Origin of the sequence: Catenuloplanes japonicus, from assembly GCF_000717135.1 — a bacterium.
Classification (GTDB): domain Bacteria; phylum Actinomycetota; class Actinomycetes; order Mycobacteriales; family Micromonosporaceae; genus Catenuloplanes; species Catenuloplanes japonicus.
Map to the genome: position 1 here is coordinate 34,470 of NZ_JNXY01000021.1, position 15,728 is coordinate 50,197.

The 15,728-nt window shown below is 73.2% G+C and carries 14 protein-coding genes; 4 read left to right on the forward strand and 10 right to left on the reverse strand.

The annotated features are described in order from the left end of the window. Window positions 1-63: 63 nt before the first annotated feature. A complete protein-coding gene (locus tag OP04_RS26930) occupies window positions 64-756 on the forward strand; it encodes an alpha/beta hydrolase (RefSeq protein WP_033342655.1) in 693 nt (230 codons plus the stop codon). Here OP04_RS26930 and OP04_RS26935 read toward each other — a convergent pair. From OP04_RS26935 to OP04_RS26950, 4 genes are all read right to left on the reverse strand, one after another. Beyond that, window positions 740-1,435 (reverse strand): ABC transporter ATP-binding protein, encoded by a 696-nt coding sequence (locus OP04_RS26935; protein WP_033342656.1) that lies wholly within the window; start codon window positions 1,433-1,435, stop codon window positions 740-742. The genes OP04_RS26930 and OP04_RS26935 overlap by 17 nt on opposite strands. Then, window positions 1,432-1,950, reverse strand: coding sequence for a PadR family transcriptional regulator (locus OP04_RS26940; protein WP_033342657.1), 519 nt, complete (start codon window positions 1,948-1,950; stop codon window positions 1,432-1,434). The genes OP04_RS26935 and OP04_RS26940 overlap by 4 nt, the downstream gene beginning before the upstream one ends. 81 nt (window positions 1,951-2,031) lie before the next feature. Further along, window positions 2,032-2,529, reverse strand: a complete 498-nt coding sequence (locus OP04_RS26945; RefSeq protein ID WP_033342658.1) for an NUDIX hydrolase — start codon at window positions 2,527-2,529, stop codon at window positions 2,032-2,034. Window positions 2,530-2,531: 2 nt separating this feature from the next. Beyond that, a complete protein-coding gene (locus OP04_RS26950) occupies window positions 2,532-3,317 on the reverse strand; it encodes an alpha/beta fold hydrolase (RefSeq protein ID WP_033342659.1) in 786 nt (261 codons plus the stop codon). A 119-nt stretch (window positions 3,318-3,436) separates the two neighbouring features. Here OP04_RS26950 and OP04_RS26955 point away from each other — a divergent pair, with 119 nt between their 5' ends. Beyond that, a complete protein-coding gene (locus OP04_RS26955; protein ID WP_232323757.1) occupies window positions 3,437-4,108 on the forward strand; it encodes a class I SAM-dependent methyltransferase in 672 nt (223 codons plus the stop codon). Here the strand turns inward: OP04_RS26955 and OP04_RS26960 are convergent. From OP04_RS26960 to OP04_RS26980, 5 genes are all read right to left on the reverse strand, one after another. Then, window positions 4,105-5,718 (reverse strand): cation:proton antiporter, encoded by a 1,614-nt coding sequence (locus OP04_RS26960; RefSeq protein ID WP_033342661.1) that lies wholly within the window; start codon window positions 5,716-5,718, stop codon window positions 4,105-4,107. The genes OP04_RS26955 and OP04_RS26960 overlap by 4 nt on opposite strands. Before the next feature lie 25 nt (window positions 5,719-5,743). After that, the gene (locus tag OP04_RS26965) at window positions 5,744-10,507 is read right to left on the reverse strand and encodes a cell division protein ZapA (protein WP_033342662.1); all 4,764 of its coding nucleotides are present in this window, start codon (window positions 10,505-10,507) and stop codon (window positions 5,744-5,746) included. Beyond that, window positions 10,507-11,223 (reverse strand): hypothetical protein, encoded by a 717-nt coding sequence (locus OP04_RS26970; protein ID WP_033342663.1) that lies wholly within the window; start codon window positions 11,221-11,223, stop codon window positions 10,507-10,509. Before OP04_RS26970 ends, OP04_RS26965 begins: the two co-directional genes overlap by 1 nt. Further along, a complete protein-coding gene (locus OP04_RS26975; protein WP_157240397.1) occupies window positions 11,220-12,719 on the reverse strand; it encodes a hypothetical protein in 1,500 nt (499 codons plus the stop codon). Before OP04_RS26975 ends, OP04_RS26970 begins: the two co-directional genes overlap by 4 nt. 125 nt (window positions 12,720-12,844) lie before the next feature. Continuing rightward, window positions 12,845-13,483 carry a helix-turn-helix transcriptional regulator gene (locus OP04_RS26980; RefSeq protein ID WP_033342665.1) on the reverse strand — a complete coding sequence of 213 codons (639 nt, stop codon included), beginning with the start codon at window positions 13,481-13,483 and terminating at the stop codon, window positions 12,845-12,847. 63 nt (window positions 13,484-13,546) lie between these two features. On the opposite strand from OP04_RS26980, the gene fdxA reads away from it, so the two are divergent. Continuing rightward, complete coding sequence (gene fdxA, locus OP04_RS26985; protein ID WP_033342666.1) at window positions 13,547-13,891, forward strand: ferredoxin; 345 nt, start codon at window positions 13,547-13,549, stop codon at window positions 13,889-13,891. Between the two features lie 37 nt (window positions 13,892-13,928). Here the strand turns inward: fdxA and OP04_RS26990 are convergent, their stop codons facing one another. Continuing rightward, on the reverse strand, window positions 13,929-14,990 hold the full coding sequence (locus OP04_RS26990; RefSeq protein ID WP_033342667.1) for a saccharopine dehydrogenase NADP-binding domain-containing protein: 1,062 nt from the start codon (window positions 14,988-14,990) through the stop codon (window positions 13,929-13,931). Window positions 14,991-15,074: 84 nt separating this feature from the next. Here OP04_RS26990 and OP04_RS26995 point away from each other — a divergent pair, with 84 nt between their 5' ends. Continuing rightward, the gene (locus OP04_RS26995; RefSeq protein WP_033342668.1) at window positions 15,075-15,638 is read left to right on the forward strand and encodes a TetR/AcrR family transcriptional regulator; all 564 of its coding nucleotides are present in this window, start codon (window positions 15,075-15,077) and stop codon (window positions 15,636-15,638) included. Window positions 15,639-15,728 lie beyond the last annotated feature (90 nt).

The window sequence follows — 15,728 nt, forward strand, 5'->3', positions numbered from 1 at the left end:
CTGTCCGTCACTGTGCCGCGGCGGCGGATACTCTGCGGGCGTCAGCGGAGGGGCGTACGCGCGATGAAGAAGAAGTGGGTCTTCGGCGGGGTCGCCGGGGTGCTGGTCGCCGCGGTGGTGGGGGCCGGGTTCTGGTTCGCGTCGCCGTTGCGGGCGGAGCCGGAGCGGTACGCCGAGGTCGCGTCGCTGGTCGAGGACGCGGGCGAGGGCCTGGTGCTTCGGCCCGCGACCGGCGCGACCGGAAGAGGGCTGCTGTTCGTCCCGGGCGCGCGTGTGCAGGCCGAGGCCTATGCCTGGACGTTCGCGCCGTTGCTCGCGGACGGCACCACCGTGGTCATCGCCCGGCCGACGCTGGGGTTCGCGATTCTGGATCGGCGCGGGATGGGCACGTTCACCGCGCTGGCGCCGGAGGTGACGGCCTGGCAGGTCGGCGGCCATTCGCTGGGCGGCGTGCGGGCCTGCCAATATGCGGCCGAGGAGCCTGTGGAACGGCTCGTCCTGTTCGGCTCCTACTGCGCCGACGATCTCTCCGCAGAGAACCTGCACGTGCTCAGCATCGGCGGCGAGATGGACGGCCTCAGCACGCCGCAGGACATCGCAGACAATGCTGGCAAACTTCCGACCAATGCCCGCTTTATCGAGATAAAAGGTATGTGTCATGCCCAGTTCGGTGCCTATGGTGAGCAGAGCGGCGACGGCACGCCCACGATCGACGACACCGCCGCCCGAGATGCCCTGATCAGCGCGCTGCGCTGAGGAACACGCTGTCGTCCGCGAACGCCCCGTCCCGCATGGAGATCACCCGGTCCGCGATCGCGGCGATGCGCGCGTCGTGCGTGACCACGACCAGCGTCTGACCGGCCGCCCGCAGCGTCTCGAACAGTCGCAGCACCTCCAGCGTGGCCGCGCTGTCCAGGTTCCCGGTCGGCTCGTCGGCCAGTACGACCTGCGGCTCGTTCGTGAGCGCCCGTGCGATCGCCACCCGCTGGCGTTGCCCGCCGGACAGTTCCGACGGCAGGTGCGTGGCCCGGTCCGCGAGGCCGACCTCGTCCAGCAGGTCCAGCGCACGGCGGCGGGCGTGCCGGGGTGCGGCGCCGGCCAGCAGCGCGGCCATCTCCACGTTCTCCACGGCGGTCAGCTCGTCCATCAGGTGGAACGACTGGAAGATCAGGCCGATGTGGTGACGGCGCAGCTTGGCCAGGCCGCGCTCGCTCATCGTGTCGATGCGCCGGCCGGCCACCCACAGCTCGCCCTCGGTGGGGCGTTGCAGGCCTCCGAGCAGGTGCAGCAGCGTGGACTTGCCGCAGCCGCTCGGGCCCATGATCGCCAGCGTCTGGCCGGCCGGGACCTCGAGGTCGACCGCGTCCACGGCGCGCACCAGGGAGTCGGCCCAGCCGTACCGTTTCGTCAGCCCACGGGCCAGCAACGCGCTCATGATTTCCGTCCCGTCCACAGGCGCTCGCACGCCTCCAGCCATTCCAGGTCGGCGCGCAGGCGCAGCACGACCCCTTCCAACAGCAGTCCGGCGATCGGGTCGACCGCACGGTCCAGCGCGGCGCGCTGCGCCTCGCGGATGCGGCGCATCACCTCGCGCCGCTGCGCGTCGACCAGGTCCACCGGGTCGGCGAGCCGGGCCGCCGCGGCCGCGACCAGCTTCAGGTGGAACTCGGTGATGTCCGGCTTCGGCCAGCTCACCTCCGTGATCCAGGCGGCCACGCGCTCGCGGCCGGCCGGCGTCAGGTCGTAGACGCGCCGGTCCGGGCGGTCCGGCAGCCCGTCGTCGTGCGACGCGACGACCAGCCCGGCCCTGGTGAGGCGCGTCAGCGTCACGTAGATCTGCCCGGCGTTCATCGACTCACCGAGCGGGCCGAGCGCGTCGCGCACGCGGGCGCGCAGCTCGTACCCGTGTGCGGGCTCCTTGGCCAGCATGGCCAGCACCACGTCCTGCACGCGCGGTCCCCCTTCCTGTAGACCGCCTATGGATAACCGTTAGCCAAATAAAAGTCAAATGCCGCCCCGGGGGTACGAAGGTCAGAACCCGAGCGCGGCCAACGATTCACCGGCCGGCGCGAACCACGCGGCCTCGCCACCGTGCAGCGTGGACTCGATGCGCAGCCGCTCGTAGTCGTTCAGCGGCGGCAGCGCGTCCGGCGCGTACCAGCCCACGGCCAGCGACTCGTCGTCCGCGACCCGCACGGTCCCGGACACCGGCCGGCAGCGGAACCACAGGTTCAGGTACTGGCAGCGGTCCCCGTTCGGATACTCGATCGGGTGCAGCGCCACGCCGGCCAGCCGCTCCACGGTCACGTGCAGGCCGGTCTCCTCCAGGATCTCGCGCACGATCGCGTCCGCCGGCTGCTCCCCCGGGTCGATCACGCCGGACGGCACGGACCAGCGCCCGTCGTCGCTACGGCGCTCCAGCAGCAGCTCTCCGGCGTCGTTGCACACGACGCCGGAGACGCTGGGCAGCATCAGCATGTCGTGACCGACCTGCTTGCGGAGACCGGCCAGATAATCGGACATTCCCATGATCAAACCTTAGCGAGGAACCCCCGCAGCGCCGACATGAACTCGGCCGGCCGGTCCAGGTTGACCATGTGCGCCGCGCCGTCCACCACGACCTGCTCCGCGCCGTGCGACGCCAGCTGGTCCGACACGCGCCGGATGTCCGTCGTGTCCAGCGCGCCGACCACGGTCAGCATCGGCGTCCGCAGCTCCGCCAGCCGGTCCACCGCGCCGAGCTCCAGCATCTGGCCGGACGACTCGCCGTACATGCGCACCAGCCCGCGCAGCATCTGCGCACACCGCGCCCGCAGCTCGGACGGGATGTCGCCGGGCGCGCGGTGCGGCCCGTCCACCCACGCCCGCAGCATGCCCTCGACGAACGCCTCCGCGTCGCCGCGCGCCGCCGCCTCCCCCTGCGCCCGCTGGCACTCCAGCGTGAACGGGTCCACGAACTCCATCCCGCTCACCCCGGTCGAGACCAGGACCAGGGCGGAGGGCACATCGGGGTACGCCAGCGCGAAGTCGATCGAGGTCCGCCCGCCCAGCGACAGCCCCACCAGGATCGGCCGCTCCGCCCCGACCTCCTTGAGCACCGCGGCCAGATCCTCGTAGGCCCGATAGTCCCCGTGCGGCGCCGTCGACCGCCCGTGCATCCGCGCGTCGAACCGGGTCACCCGACAGTCCGCGGACAGCGCCTCGAATTCCGCATCCCACATGGTCGAGTCGAGCCCGCCGCCGTGCAGCAGCACCAGGTCCCGCCCGGCCCCGTCACACTCGAAGTAGAGGTCCCCGTCGATCAGTCCACTCTGCATGGACGCAGCCAACCACGATCCGCCCCCGGCACGCCGCATCAACTCTGTCGTATTGAAGCAGCGCTCGGTAGCCTCGGGGGATGTTCTCGGCTGGCGGTCCGACGCTGCGTGAGTTGGCCGTGCAGGCGCTGTCGTCGGTGGAGCGGGGTTATGACCTGCTCGCGCCGAAGTTCGATCGCACCCCGTTCCGTACCCCCGAGAGGATTTTGACCGCGACGACGGACGTGCTGGCCGCGCGTGGCCCGTTCGAGAACGGGCTGGATGTGTGCACCGGGACCGGGGCGGGGCTGTCGGTGCTGGAAGGCGTGTGTCAAGGGGCGGTCACGGGGGTGGACTTCAGCGAGGGGATGCTGGCGCAGGCGCGGCGCGCGCATCCGGCGGCGACGCTGGTGCGGGCGGATGTGCGGGCGCTGCCGTTCGACGGCGGGTTCGATCTGGCGGTGAGTTTCGGCGCGCTCGGGCACTTCCTGCCGTCGGAGCGGCCGGCGCTGTTCGCGGGCGTGCATCGGGCGCTGCGGGCGGGTGGGCTGTTCGCGTTCGCGACCGGGACGCCGCCGCCGATGATCTCGCCGGCGCACTGGGTGACGCTCGGGTTCGACGCGGTCATGCGGGTGCGCAATGCGGTGCGGCGGCCGACGTTCGTCATGTATTACCGGACCACGGCTCCGGGGGCACTGCGGGACGATCTGACCGCGGCCGGGTTCGGCGTGGAGACCGTGCCGCTGGCCGAGCTGGGCACGCATCCGGACGGCAGCCCGCGCTGCCTGCTCTTCCTGGCACGCAAAAGCTAGCCGCGCATCTCGATGGCGATCTGGGAGGCGTCCAGGTTGGCCAGCGACCTCGTCAGGATCTCCGCGTCGAACGTGCCGTGGTCGCGCGCGTCGAGCAGGGCGGACCGCTGCGCGGCGATCACCTCGAGCCGGTGCTTCTTCGCGGCCGTGAATCCGTTGTCCGCGGCCGGCGCGACCGCCTCCGCGGACGACCTGAGCAGCTCGTTGATCTTCTCCTGCGCGTCGGTCGAGGCCGCCGCCGCGACGGGCGGGGCCACCAGCCGGAGCAGCGGCCCGATCGTGCCGCCCTGGACCAGCAGCGACATCGCCGCGACCGTGAACGCGATCAGCACCAGCACGGACCGCTGCGGCGTGTCCTCGGGGAGCGTCTGCGCGGCGGCCACGGTCACGGCGCCGCGCATCCCGGCCCAGACCACGGTCACGCCTTCCCGCCAGCCGAGCGGTTCGCGCAGGAAGTAGTCGATGTCGGCGAGCATGCGCGTCAGCCGGACCGAGAAGCGCTCGAGGTCGCGCGCCGACCGCACCCGGCCGCGCGGATTCACCTGCGCGTAGATCTCCGGCGTGTCCATCCGTTCCTTCATGGTCAGCACGTGGCTCTGCACCCGTGCCCCGTGCCGCGCGCGGCTGACCAGGACGGCGAGCAGCGGCGCCACGTACGCGGCCCGTACCAGAATCGTCAGCACCAGCGCGCCGGCCGCGATCAGCACCGCCGTGCCCACGCCGGCGTGGTCCTGTTCCACCCGCGCCACGATCGACTTGATCTGCAGGCCCATGGTCAGGAACACCGCGCCCTCCAGGACCAGCTCGACCGTGTGCCAGTTCTGCGCGTCGGACAGGCGGTTCTGCGGTGACAGGTCGCGTGGCGCCCGGATGCCGGCGATCAGCCCGGCGACCACGGCCGCTACCAGCCCGGACGCGCCGAGCAGCCCGGCCGGCACGGACGCCACGAACGGGACCGTGAACGACAGCACCGTGTTGACGGTCGGGTCGGTCACCCGCATCCGGACGAGCAGGTTGAGCCGGCCGACGAGCCAGCCGATGACGATCGCGACCACGACCGAGTAGACGAACGTGCCGGCCGCGCTCCACGCGGAGAACGCCGCGGCCGTGGCGACGGTCGCGGTCCGGAGCATGACCAGCGCGGTCGCGTCGTTGAGCAGGCTCTCGCCGTCGAGCAGCGCCACCACGCGGGTGGAGACGGAGGTCTGCTTGACGATCGAGGTGGCGACCGCGTCGGTCGGGCTGACGATCGCGCCGAGCGCCACGCCCCACGCGAACCCGAGGTCCGGGATCGCCAGCGAGAAGAACAGGCCGAGCAGCAGCGCGCTGGCCACGACCAGCAGCACGGACAGGCCGCTGATCGCGCCGAACTCGCGGCGGAAGTTCATGGCCGGCATCGACACCGCGGACGAGTAGAGCAGCGGCGGCAGAATGCCTTCGAGGATCCACTCCGGGTCGATGTGCACGGTCGCGAAGACCGGCAGGAACCCGGCCGCCACGCCGATCGCGACCAGCACGAGCGGCGCGGCGATCCCGAGGCGCGGGCCGAGCACGGTCGCGGCGGCGATGACCATGAGCGCGCTCACGATCACGACGAGCAGTTCGGTCACCTGTCCAGAATGTCAGGTTTTTTCGTTACAAAAGCCGTTCCTGGCGCGGGAGCGTCAGGCGCGCGGTCGTGATCGTGGCCGCCAGCGCGTCGTCGTTCAGGTCGCGGTCGACCACCTGCGCGTACGACCGGCCCTGGTTCTGGGTGTTGCGCATGCGGACCACGTTCGGGAACCGGCCGACCGCGCGCATGTCACCCAGGCCGGACAGGAAGATCAGCTGGATGCCGTTGGCGGCCGCGACCCGGCGCTGCAGGTCGAGGAACGCCACGTAGTTCGCGGTGCCGAGCGGGTTGTCCATCGGCAGCACGCCCAGGCCCGGCACGTCGGAGCCGCGGTTCGCGGCGCGCAGCCGGGCCAGCATGCAGAACAGCAGCAGGCTGATCGTGACCTTCTCACCGCCGGACCACTTGCTCATCAGCTCGACCGGCTGCCGCTCCTCGCCGAGCGTGGTCGACGGCTTGAGCACGCGCGCCACGAAGTTCCCCTTGCCGACCGCGGCGGACGTCGCCTCCCAGGCCAGCGTCATGCCGTCCGGGATCGGGTCCTTGCGCTCGACCAGCTTGTCCACCAGGCGTTCCACCCGCGAGCGCAGCACCGCGTCGCCGGTGTCCACGCTGGCGCGCGGGCCGACGTCGAGGAACCGGCGGTTGGACAGCTGCTCGCCGAGGCCACCGGGCAGCTGCGCGTGGTTCTGCGCACGCTGCAGCGTCTTCAGTGCCTCCCGGACCTCGGCGCACAGCGCGGTCACGACCAGGTGCTTGTCCTTGTCGATCGCGGACAGCTCGCCGCGCAGCCCCTCGCGGTAGTCGGTGAGCCGCGCCGCCAGCGCCTCCGCGTGCGGGGCCAGCTCGTCCACCGTGTTCTCGGTGCGGAACCGGTCCCGCACCTCCGGGCTGACCACGGCGAACCGTTCCTGCGCGGCCCACCGTCCCAGCCGATGGCCGCCGGCCGTGAGCGCGTTGCCCGCCGCGGTCAGCGCCTGCTCGGCCTCGTGCAGCGCGCGCCGGGCGGCCCGCACCTCGCGGTCCGGATCCTCGCCGGTGAAGGGCACGATCCCCGGTGGGTACGCCGTGTCGTCGTCGACCAGGTCGGCCGAGGCCCGGTCCAGGTTCTCGGCGCGGCGGATCGCGGCCTGCGCACGGTTCTCCGACTTCGCGGCCTCGGTCGCGTGCGCGTCCGCCTCGCGCTGCTGCCGGTCCAGCGCGGCGCGGACCTCGCGGGCGCGCAGGTCCGCCTCCACGGCCGTGTCCGGCGGGTCCAGCGGCACCTCACCCGGTTCCGGGCGGCGCGCGGTGGCGGCCGCCAGCACGCGCTCGGCCGACTGCAGGTCCGCCCGCGCGGTGCCGGACATGATCAGTGCCTCGTCGTGCGCGTCCTTGGCGATGCCGGTGGACCGCCGGACCCTGACCGGGTCCGCCGCCTCGGGCGTGTCCGCGAGCAGGTCGGCCGCGGCGCGCTCGGCCCGGCCGAACGAGTCGATCTGGTCGTCGAGCGCCGCCAGCCGGTTGTTGATCTCCGCGATCGTGGCCTCGAGGGCGGACTCCGACGCCTGCCGCAGATAGGCCTCGTCCGCCGCCTGATACCCCGCCTGCGCATCCGCCAGCGTCGTTTTGCCCGGATTTATCGTGAGGTTTCCTGCGATGCGGCGTAGCTCGTCCGCGCGCGAACGGTACTCGGCCGCCCGCGACTCCCGCTCCTCCGCCGCCCGGGTCGCCCGCCCGGCCGCGGCCGCGTGCGCCTGCTCCTCGTCGTGCGCCGTGGCCAGCGCCGCCTCCGCCTCGGCCCGCGCGGCCGGCAGCTCGTCCCGTTCCGCGCGCAGGCTTCCGTGGAGCGGCACCCGCTGGACGATGTCCGCCAGCACGCCCATCCGGATCGCCAGCGTGCGTCGTTCCGCCGCCAGCGCCTGACGGCGTTCCTGCAGCTCCGCGTGCGCGGTGTCGAGCGCGGTCCGCTCCTGCGCCAGCACGGCCGCGCGGGCGTCCGCCTCCCGCACACGCTCGTCGAGGCGCGCGATGCTCTCGTCCAGGTGCTCACGGTGCCCCGGCGGACAGCGGTCGACCAGGATCAGCAGCCGGTCCTTGAGCGTCTTGTCCCGGTCGCGGCCGTCCGTCAACTCCTGGATCTGCTCGCTGCGCGACCGCTGCCCGGCCCGCCGCCGCTCCGCCTCGGCCGCGCCCGCGGTCCGGTCGAACATGGCCTGTGCCGGCGCGATCACGAACCCGTCACCCGGCTCCGGCAGCTCGTCCACGACCCGCCGCAACGCGTCCACGGTCGACACGCGCACCGCGCTGGTCGGCCGCAACGCCGCCTTCGCCAGCGCGGCCCTCGCCAATTCAAGATCCCGCGCCGTGGGTACGAGGAGGCCGCCGACCAGGTCCGGCGCGGCCGCGATCGCCGGCGCCCATCGGCTCGGCGCCACCGCATCGGCCAGGTGATGCCACCCGGTGATCGCCGGGATGCGCGCCGCCGCCAGCACGTCCGCCGCCATCGCCAGGTCCAGCGCGGCCGGCAGCAGCCCGCGCGCCGACTCCAGCGCCTGCGACGCCCGGTGGTCCTCCACGTCCGCCACCGCGAGGTCGATCCGCCGCCGGTCCGCGGTCAGGATCTCCTCGGTCAGCAGGTCCGCCAGCCTGCGGTGCTCGCCGACCGGGTCGATCCGGTCCGCCTCGGCCAGCGCCAGCAGCCGATGCTCGGTGGCCAGCGCGTCGATCTCCGCCACCAGCGGCTCCCGCTCCGCGACCAGCCCGGCCCGGCGGTCGAGCGCGACGGCGCGGTCCTCGGCCAGCGTGGCGGCCTCGGCGTCGAGGTCCCGCCGGCGCGCGGCCAGCTCCTCGACGGCCGCGGGGAGCGTCAGCTCCAGCTCGTGCACGACGGCCGCGTCGGCGTCGCGCGCGGCCCGGTAGGCGTCCTCGATCTCGCGGTCGGTGATCCGCTCGGCGCGCGCGGCGGGGGTGACGTCCCGCCAGGTGGCGCTGCCCCCGGCTCGCTGGCCGGGCACGGATCGCGCGTCGTCACGGCCGGTGGCGTGCACGGCTCCGGCCCGCCCGGACGCGCCGTCGGCGGCCGTGCCGTGCCCGTTCGCATCCCGTGAGTCCGTGCCGGGCGCGTTCGCGCCGCGGGCGACAACGCCGTGGCCGGTCGTGACATCCCCGCCCGAGCCGCTACCGCTGGCATCGTGGCCGATCGCGGCGCTCTCATCCGTACCGTGGCCGATTGTGCTTTGTGGTTGTGGGCTGTCGCCGCTCGCGCCGTGGCCGATCGCGTCACTGCCGCCCGCACCGACCGCGATCTCGTCCAGGATCGCGTCGAAGTGACCGTCCGCGACCGCGGTCTCGATCGCGGTCACGAACGCCGCGATCTGCTCGTCGATGGTGCGCAGCCGGGCGTCCAGCCCGCCGAGCCGGCCCTGCAGCTCGCCCGCCGCCGCCCGCGCGACCGCGTGCTTCGCCGACGACTCGGCCGCGACCTCGCGATGCGCCGCGGCCTCGGTGTCCAGCGACTCCGCGACCGTCCGCAGCACCGCGACCAGCAGCGCCGCCGCCTCGGCGCGCGCGACGCGGGCCGGCTCCGCACCGGCCTCCGCCTCCTCCTGGCGCTGGACCGCGCTGGCGAGGCGGCGGCTCGCGGTCAGGTGCTCCGCGAGCAGCGGGACTATCTGCCAGGCCGCGTGTTCGAGCGCGGAGCGGCGCACGTCGTCGATCGCCTCCGCGTGCGCGCCGGTCGCCTCCGCGTGGCGCAGGTGGGCGGCCCACCACGCGTACTCCCGGATCTGGGCGTCGCTGGTCGCCACCTGCGCGAGCGCGTCCTGCTCGGAGGCGCGGCGCGCGGAGGCGGCGGCGGACTCGGCGGCCACCCGCGTGCGGGCCTCGGTCGCGGCCGCGCGCAGCGAGCCGGCGAGCGCGGCCGCGGCGTCCCGGCGCAGCGTGACCGTGCGTTCGGCGCCGGTGACCTCGTCGCGCGCGGTGGCGAGGCGTTCCAGCAGGCCGGTGGCCTCGTCGCAGAAGTCGACCTCGGCGCGCAGCCGGGGCTGGCGAGCGAGGCGGTCGCGGGTGGTGCGCAGGATCTCGGAGATCTTGCCGGCCGAGCCGGGGTCGGTGACCAGCGAGAGCAGGTACTGCACGAACTCGTCCGCGGTCTTGAACTTGAAGTGGTGCTCGATGCCGCCCTCGGTAGCGTTGATCTTGAGGATGGCGGTGAACAGGCCGGGGTCCAGGCCCCGGTCGGTGAGCGCGCCGGCCCACCGCTCCTGCTTGGTGACCACGACCGGGTCCAGGTCGAGCGGCAGCGCCTCCAGCTCCTTGACGAACTCCTTGAAGTCCGCCGGACGGCCGTCGCTCTTCATGAACGGCAGCGTCTCGATCTGGGTGGCCGTGTCCGTGGGGCTGAACGCGTACCAGCACTGACGCAGCCGGTCGTGCGCCGCGTTCGGGTCGGCGGGCTGCACCCGGTCGGCCCACTCGTAGACCGCGCCGGTGACAAGGCGGCGGCCGGTCGGGTCCACCCATTCGACCACCACGTGCGCGGTGTCCGCGCCGAGGATGCAGTCCTCCAGGTGACGGCCGGTGGTGGCGGTGGCCAGGAAGTCCCGCCGATCCGGCCGGATCAGCGCGCAGACCAGCGCGATCAGCGTGGACTTGCCGCCGCCGTTGCGCATCCAGAGGATGGTGTCCAGCGGTGCGCCGTCCCGCCCGGTCATCTCGATGGTGACGTCGCGGAAGCGGGCGGCGGGCGAGCCGATCCGGTCGAGGTGGATGCGGCGCATCTGCCAGAGGCGCGCGGGGGCCGCCATCAGGCCGCCTCCTGCCGGCGCCGGTTGCGCAGCGCGGCCAGCGCCTCACCACCGGCCACGTCCGCGACCAGAAGACGAAAACGATCGGTCAATTGGTACGACGTGGGCCCCATCTGCGGCATCACGCGCGCCGCCCCGCGCTCGACCAGCCAGCCGAGCACCTCCGCGATCGCGAACTGCGTGCACCCGCGCGCCGGTCCGGGCTGCCGGTCCTTGGGCTTGAACGACGGCATCCGCTCGTAGACCGTGGCCGCGATGCGCGCCTGCCCGTCGACCGTGTCCTCGTCGCCGGGCAGCGCCGCGACCTGCTCGATCGCGTCCCGCACGAACGCGTCCAGCGCCGCGACCTCGACCAGCTTCACGTCCGTGCTGTCCAGGTCGAGCTGGCGGGGGAACGCGTACGCCGCGAGCCCGAGCACGATCAGGCCGGCCACCAGCTTGTCGTCCGCGGTCATCGCGGTGCTGCGCAGATCGCTCATCCGGACCGCGAACACGCTGTGCGGCTGTGTGGTGAGCACGATGCCGCCGCGGCTGGGCGCGCCGAGCACGGAGAGCCCGAGCCCGCCCGCGACCGCCTCGACCGCGTCCCGGAACTCGGTGTTGCTGCGGAAACGCTCCAGCAGCACGCCGTACGGGTTCGCGTCCGTGGGCCGGGCGCCGGCGCGCAGCCCGAACGCGACCAGTTCCGCGGCCGCGCGCACGTCCTCCGGCGTCACCGGGTCTCCCTTTCCTCGAAACGCACCAGCAGGTCGTCACCCCAGGCGACCGGTGTGTCGATGGTGGCGCCGCTGTGTTCCACGGCCAGCGACGCGACCAGCGCGCTCAGGCCGCCGTCGTCCTCGTCGCCCGGCTTCTCCGCGGCACCGTCCGGTGCGTACGCCCACAAAGCGGACAACAAGATCAACTCTATCGCATCCTGCACATCGGTCCCGGAGAGGTGGTCCACCGCGGACACCAGCGACGACAGCGACGCGGGCTCATCACCGGCGGTGCGCAGGATCCGCTCCGCGGCCGCGATGACCACCGGAGGGTACGACTGCAGGTCCACCCCCTCGGTCTCGCCCGGCCGCTCCGGATCGAACTCCTCCGGCTCCGGCGCGCGCGGCGGCGCCAGCAGCGCGTCGACCAGGCTGTCCAGGTGCAGCAGCCGTGGCACGCGCAGGCCGAGCACGCGGTCCCCGAACGCCTCGGTCACCGGCGCCGCGTCCACGTCCGGCAGGCGCAGCACCGGGTGGAACAGCTCCTTCTCCGGGTCGAGCAGCCGCAGGTGGACCGGGCGCGCGAACACCTGGCTCAGCTGCGCCTGAATGAAGACGGTGTGCGCGGTGCCGACGCGGGCGGCCAGGTCCAGGTGCACCTGACGGATGCGGCGCAGCGTCTCGACCAGTTCGCCGGACGCCTGCCGGACGCCCGCGTCGGTCTCGGTGTCGATGCCGGCCGCGACGTGGTTGAGCACCTCCGCGTCCTCGGCCACGCGCGACTCCACATGCTCGCGGGCGCGCTCCAGCCGGCGCGGCACGTCGACGTTCCAGTCGACGGCGCGCACGTCCCGCCGGGTCGCCTCCATCAGGTCCGTCAACGACGCGGCCATCGCCACCGACACGCGCTCGGCCTGCGCGGCCGTCCGCCCGGCCGCCTCGAACCGCCGATCCCGCAACTGCCGCTGCAACACCACGGAGAACGCGGCCTCGGCGTCGTCCACGTCCAGGTCGAGCCCGCTCAGGTAGAGCATCACGGCCTGCGGCGACGCCTGCACGATCGCGCCGTCCGCGCTGTCCTGCAGCTGGAGCAGCTTGAACGAGAACTCCTCGCGCCGCCCGTCGTCGTCGGTGAACGGGTAGACGAACGCGCGCTGGCCCTCGGCGTCGTTGAGCAGGCCCTTGATCACCCACCGGGCCGCCTCCGCGCACGCTTCCCGGGGGGCCGTCGGCGCCATCCGGGCGGCCAGGTCCGCGATCGACTCCAGCAGCTCACCCAGCGTCACCTGCCTGGCGAAACCCATCGACGCGACCGCGATGTCGACGGCCGCGAGCGCGAGCTGGCGGAGGTCGAAGCGGCGGTCGTCCACGTTCGCGAAAGCCGCGTTCCGGACGAGCCGGGCCACCGGGTCGGTGAGCACCAACGCCCGCCACCGCGCGCGCATGGACGCCTCGGCCGACGGGGACTGACGTGCACCCGGGTCATGCTCCCCTGCCTCGACCTGCACAGACACCCGCCCTCGCCCCCGGTCACCTTCCGCGCCGGTGGACAAGGTTAGCCGAGGGCCTCCGCCACCCGATCAGCCGACACGGTCGAGCGAGGCTCGCCAGGCGCTTCCGTGCGACCGCGGGCACGTCCTCAGCATGGCCGGATGCGGAGCGTGACCAGGCAGCGGTCCGGCTGGGCGAACGGGGTGAGGCCGCTGATCGTGGCAGGAAGCCCGTCCATCGCGCTCTCCATCAGCCCCTCGTGCAGCGCGCAGATCATGCCGCCGTGCGTGTCCACCAGCTCGAGGAAAGGGCAGTGCCGCAGCCCGATCTCGCCGTCGCGGCCGGCCACGGACGGCTCCTCCGGCGCGAAGCCGAGGTCGTCGAGCATGTCGTGCAGCCAGACGATCGCGGGCTCGGTGCCGTCCGCGACGTGGACGTCCCCGGCGATCCGGGCGCCCCAGCGACGGCCGGCGTTCTGGGCGGCCTCGATCGGGTCGTCCGCGCCGGCCAGGTCGTCCGCCAGCAGCTCGGCCAGCACCCGGTAGTTGCGCGGCCCGCCGCGGTCCATCTCGTGGCGGGCCGCGAACAGCAGCGGTGGACGACCGGGACCGTCCGGCGTGCCGTGGACGCGGTCGGCGTGGCCGCCGCGGGCCAGCGTCTCGAGGTGGAAGCGGGCCGTGTTCGGATGGATGCCGAGGCGCTCCGCGACCACACCGATGCTGACCGGCCCGGACTCGGCGCGCAGCAACTCCAGCACCTCTCGCCGCCGCGCCGCGGGCTCACTCATGCCGCCATTCTCACACGTACCCACGCAGGTTTTTACAAGTGACTCTTGTATAAACTCGTTCGCATGGCTTACGTGATCGCGGAACCGTGCGTCGACGTCATGGACAAGGCGTGCGTCGAGGAGTGCCCGGTGGACTGCATCTACGAGGGCGGCCGGACGCTCTACATCCAGCCCGACGAGTGCGTGGACTGCGGCGCCTGCGAACCGGTCTGCCCCACCGAGGCGATCTTCTACGAGGACGACCTGCCGGACTCGATGACCGCGTACGCCACCGAGAACGCCGCGTTCTTCTCCGACCCGCTCCCCGGCCGCGACGCCCCGATCGGCTCGCCCGGCGGCGCCGCCAAGATCGGCGCGGTCCCGGCCGACACCGCGTTCATCACCGCGCTCCCGCCGCGGGAGTCCTGACAGCGGCCGGCAGGTCGTCCAGCGCTCGTCACCGTCCTCAGGGCAGCACGTATTCGGCCCCGCAGTCCTCGGCCAGCGATGACCCGAACAGCGTCGCCGGCGTGTACGCGCCCGGCCGCCCCTCCCCCGCCAGCAGCCGGCGCGCCACCTCGGCCGTGACCGTCCCGACCCACGGCTGCGCGTCGCCGAGGCGCAGCCAGCCCTCGCGCGTGGTGCCGTCCGCCCAGGTCACGACCGCGTGCCCCCAGGAGTGCTCGCGCGGTCGCGGCCGGGCCCCGAACGTCACCGCGGCCAGCCGGCGCGTCACGAACGCCCGTACCGCCCCGATCCCGAGCAGCGCCGACGCCAGCGGCAGCACCGCCCGCACGGCCGCCGACGACGGCGCCTCGCTGGACGCGGCGATCACGTCGGACGCGCCGCTGGCCCGCTGCGCCGCGAGCAGCTCGCCGAGCGGCATGCTCGCGGTGGTGACGGTCACGCCGTCCGGCAACGTCAGCCGGCGCGCGTGGCCGGCCAGCGGCGCCGGCACCACCCGCCCGCCCCGGAACTCACGCCCCTTGCGGAGGCCCGGAGCCGCGAACCCGTCCATGATCGTGGCGGCCAGCGCCTCACCGAACCGGCCCGCCTCGATCGAGAGCGACGGCACCATGTCCACCCGGACGCGCGCGGCCGGCGGCCGGTCCTCGCACAGCTTGACGATCACGCTCTCGGTCGCGGTCACGCCGAACCCGGAGCCGGTCACCACGGTGCGGCCGGCCGCGGCGGCCTCCGGATCGAGGGCCAGCGTCGACTCGAGCGCGCCGAGGTCGTTCGCGATGTCGACGTAGTGCCCGCCCGGCAGGCACGCGCGGATCAGCGCCGCGGTCGCGCCCGTGAACGGCCCGACCGTGTTGACCACCACGGCCGGCCGCTGCCGCCGGATCTCCGCCGCCATCTCGCCGACCGAGGCGGCGACGACCGTGCGGTCCCCGTCCGCCGCCGCGCGCAACCGGTCCGCGTCGCGGCCGACCAGCACCGGCCGGATGCCGTGCTGGCGCAGGCCGTCCGCGATCGCGCGCCCGCTTCGCCCGGTACCGCCCAGAATCCACACTTCGGCCATGACTGTTCCTTCACTTCGAGTGACGACATGCAGTGTCGTCACCGTACTCCCAATGACACGCGATGTCATCACTAGACTCGGGGTGTGAGCAGATGGCCAACGGACGCGCGCGAACGCCTGCGACAGGCGGCCCTCGCGCTCTTCGCCGAACAGGGATTCGCCGCGACCACGGTCCCCGAGATCACCGCGCGGGCCGGCCTGACCACACGCACGTTCTTCCGGCACTTCGCCGACAAACGCGCGGTCCTCTTCGTCGACGACGACGAGGTGACGTCGATGGTCGCCGTCCTCATGGCCGAGACGCCGGCCGAGGTCGAGCCCATGACCCTGATCCGGGAGGGGCTGCGGACGCTCGCCGAGACCCGCTTCGAGGGCCGCAGATCCGAACTGCGCGAACGCCGCACCCTGGTCAACTCCGACGAAAGCCTCCGCGAACGCGACCTGCGCAAACGCGCGACGATCGCGGAGTCGGTCCGCGCGGGGCTGGCGGCCCGGGGGCTCGCACCGGCGCGCGCGGCACTGCTGGGCGAGGTGTCCGCCGGCGTCCTGTCCCTCTCCATCGAGGAATGGCTGGACAGCAGCGACAACCGCACCCTCGACGCGATCATCCACGACATGTTCGAGACGCTGCGAGACGAGCTGGGCTGACGCGGCTCGACGGTCCGCTTCTCGAAGATCAAGATCAAATTCTTGATTTCCCGCTTCCGGCGTGGTCCGGCAGCGTTGCTCCCGCGGGCA

Bases quoted from the DNA above. Each gene is read 5' to 3' on its own strand.
- OP04_RS26965 (WP_033342662.1), bottom strand. From the start codon at position 10,507: ATGGCGGCCCCCGCGCGCCTCTGGCAGATGCGCCGCATCCACCTCGAC.
- OP04_RS26945 (WP_033342658.1), bottom strand. From the start codon at position 2,529: ATGGGAATGTCCGATTATCTGGCCGGTCTCCGCAAGCAGGTCGGTCAC.
- OP04_RS26950 (WP_033342659.1), bottom strand. From the start codon at position 3,317: ATGCAGAGTGGACTGATCGACGGGGACCTCTACTTCGAGTGTGACGGG.
- fdxA (WP_033342666.1), top strand. From the start codon at position 13,547: ATGGCTTACGTGATCGCGGAACCGTGCGTCGACGTCATGGACAAGGCG.
- OP04_RS26990 (WP_033342667.1), bottom strand. From the start codon at position 14,990: ATGGCCGAAGTGTGGATTCTGGGCGGTACCGGGCGAAGCGGGCGCGCG.
- OP04_RS26980 (WP_033342665.1), bottom strand. From the start codon at position 13,483: ATGAGTGAGCCCGCGGCGCGGCGGCGAGAGGTGCTGGAGTTGCTGCGC.
- OP04_RS26935 (WP_033342656.1), bottom strand. From the start codon at position 1,435: ATGAGCGCGTTGCTGGCCCGTGGGCTGACGAAACGGTACGGCTGGGCC.
- OP04_RS26930 (WP_033342655.1), top strand. From the start codon at position 64: ATGAAGAAGAAGTGGGTCTTCGGCGGGGTCGCCGGGGTGCTGGTCGCC.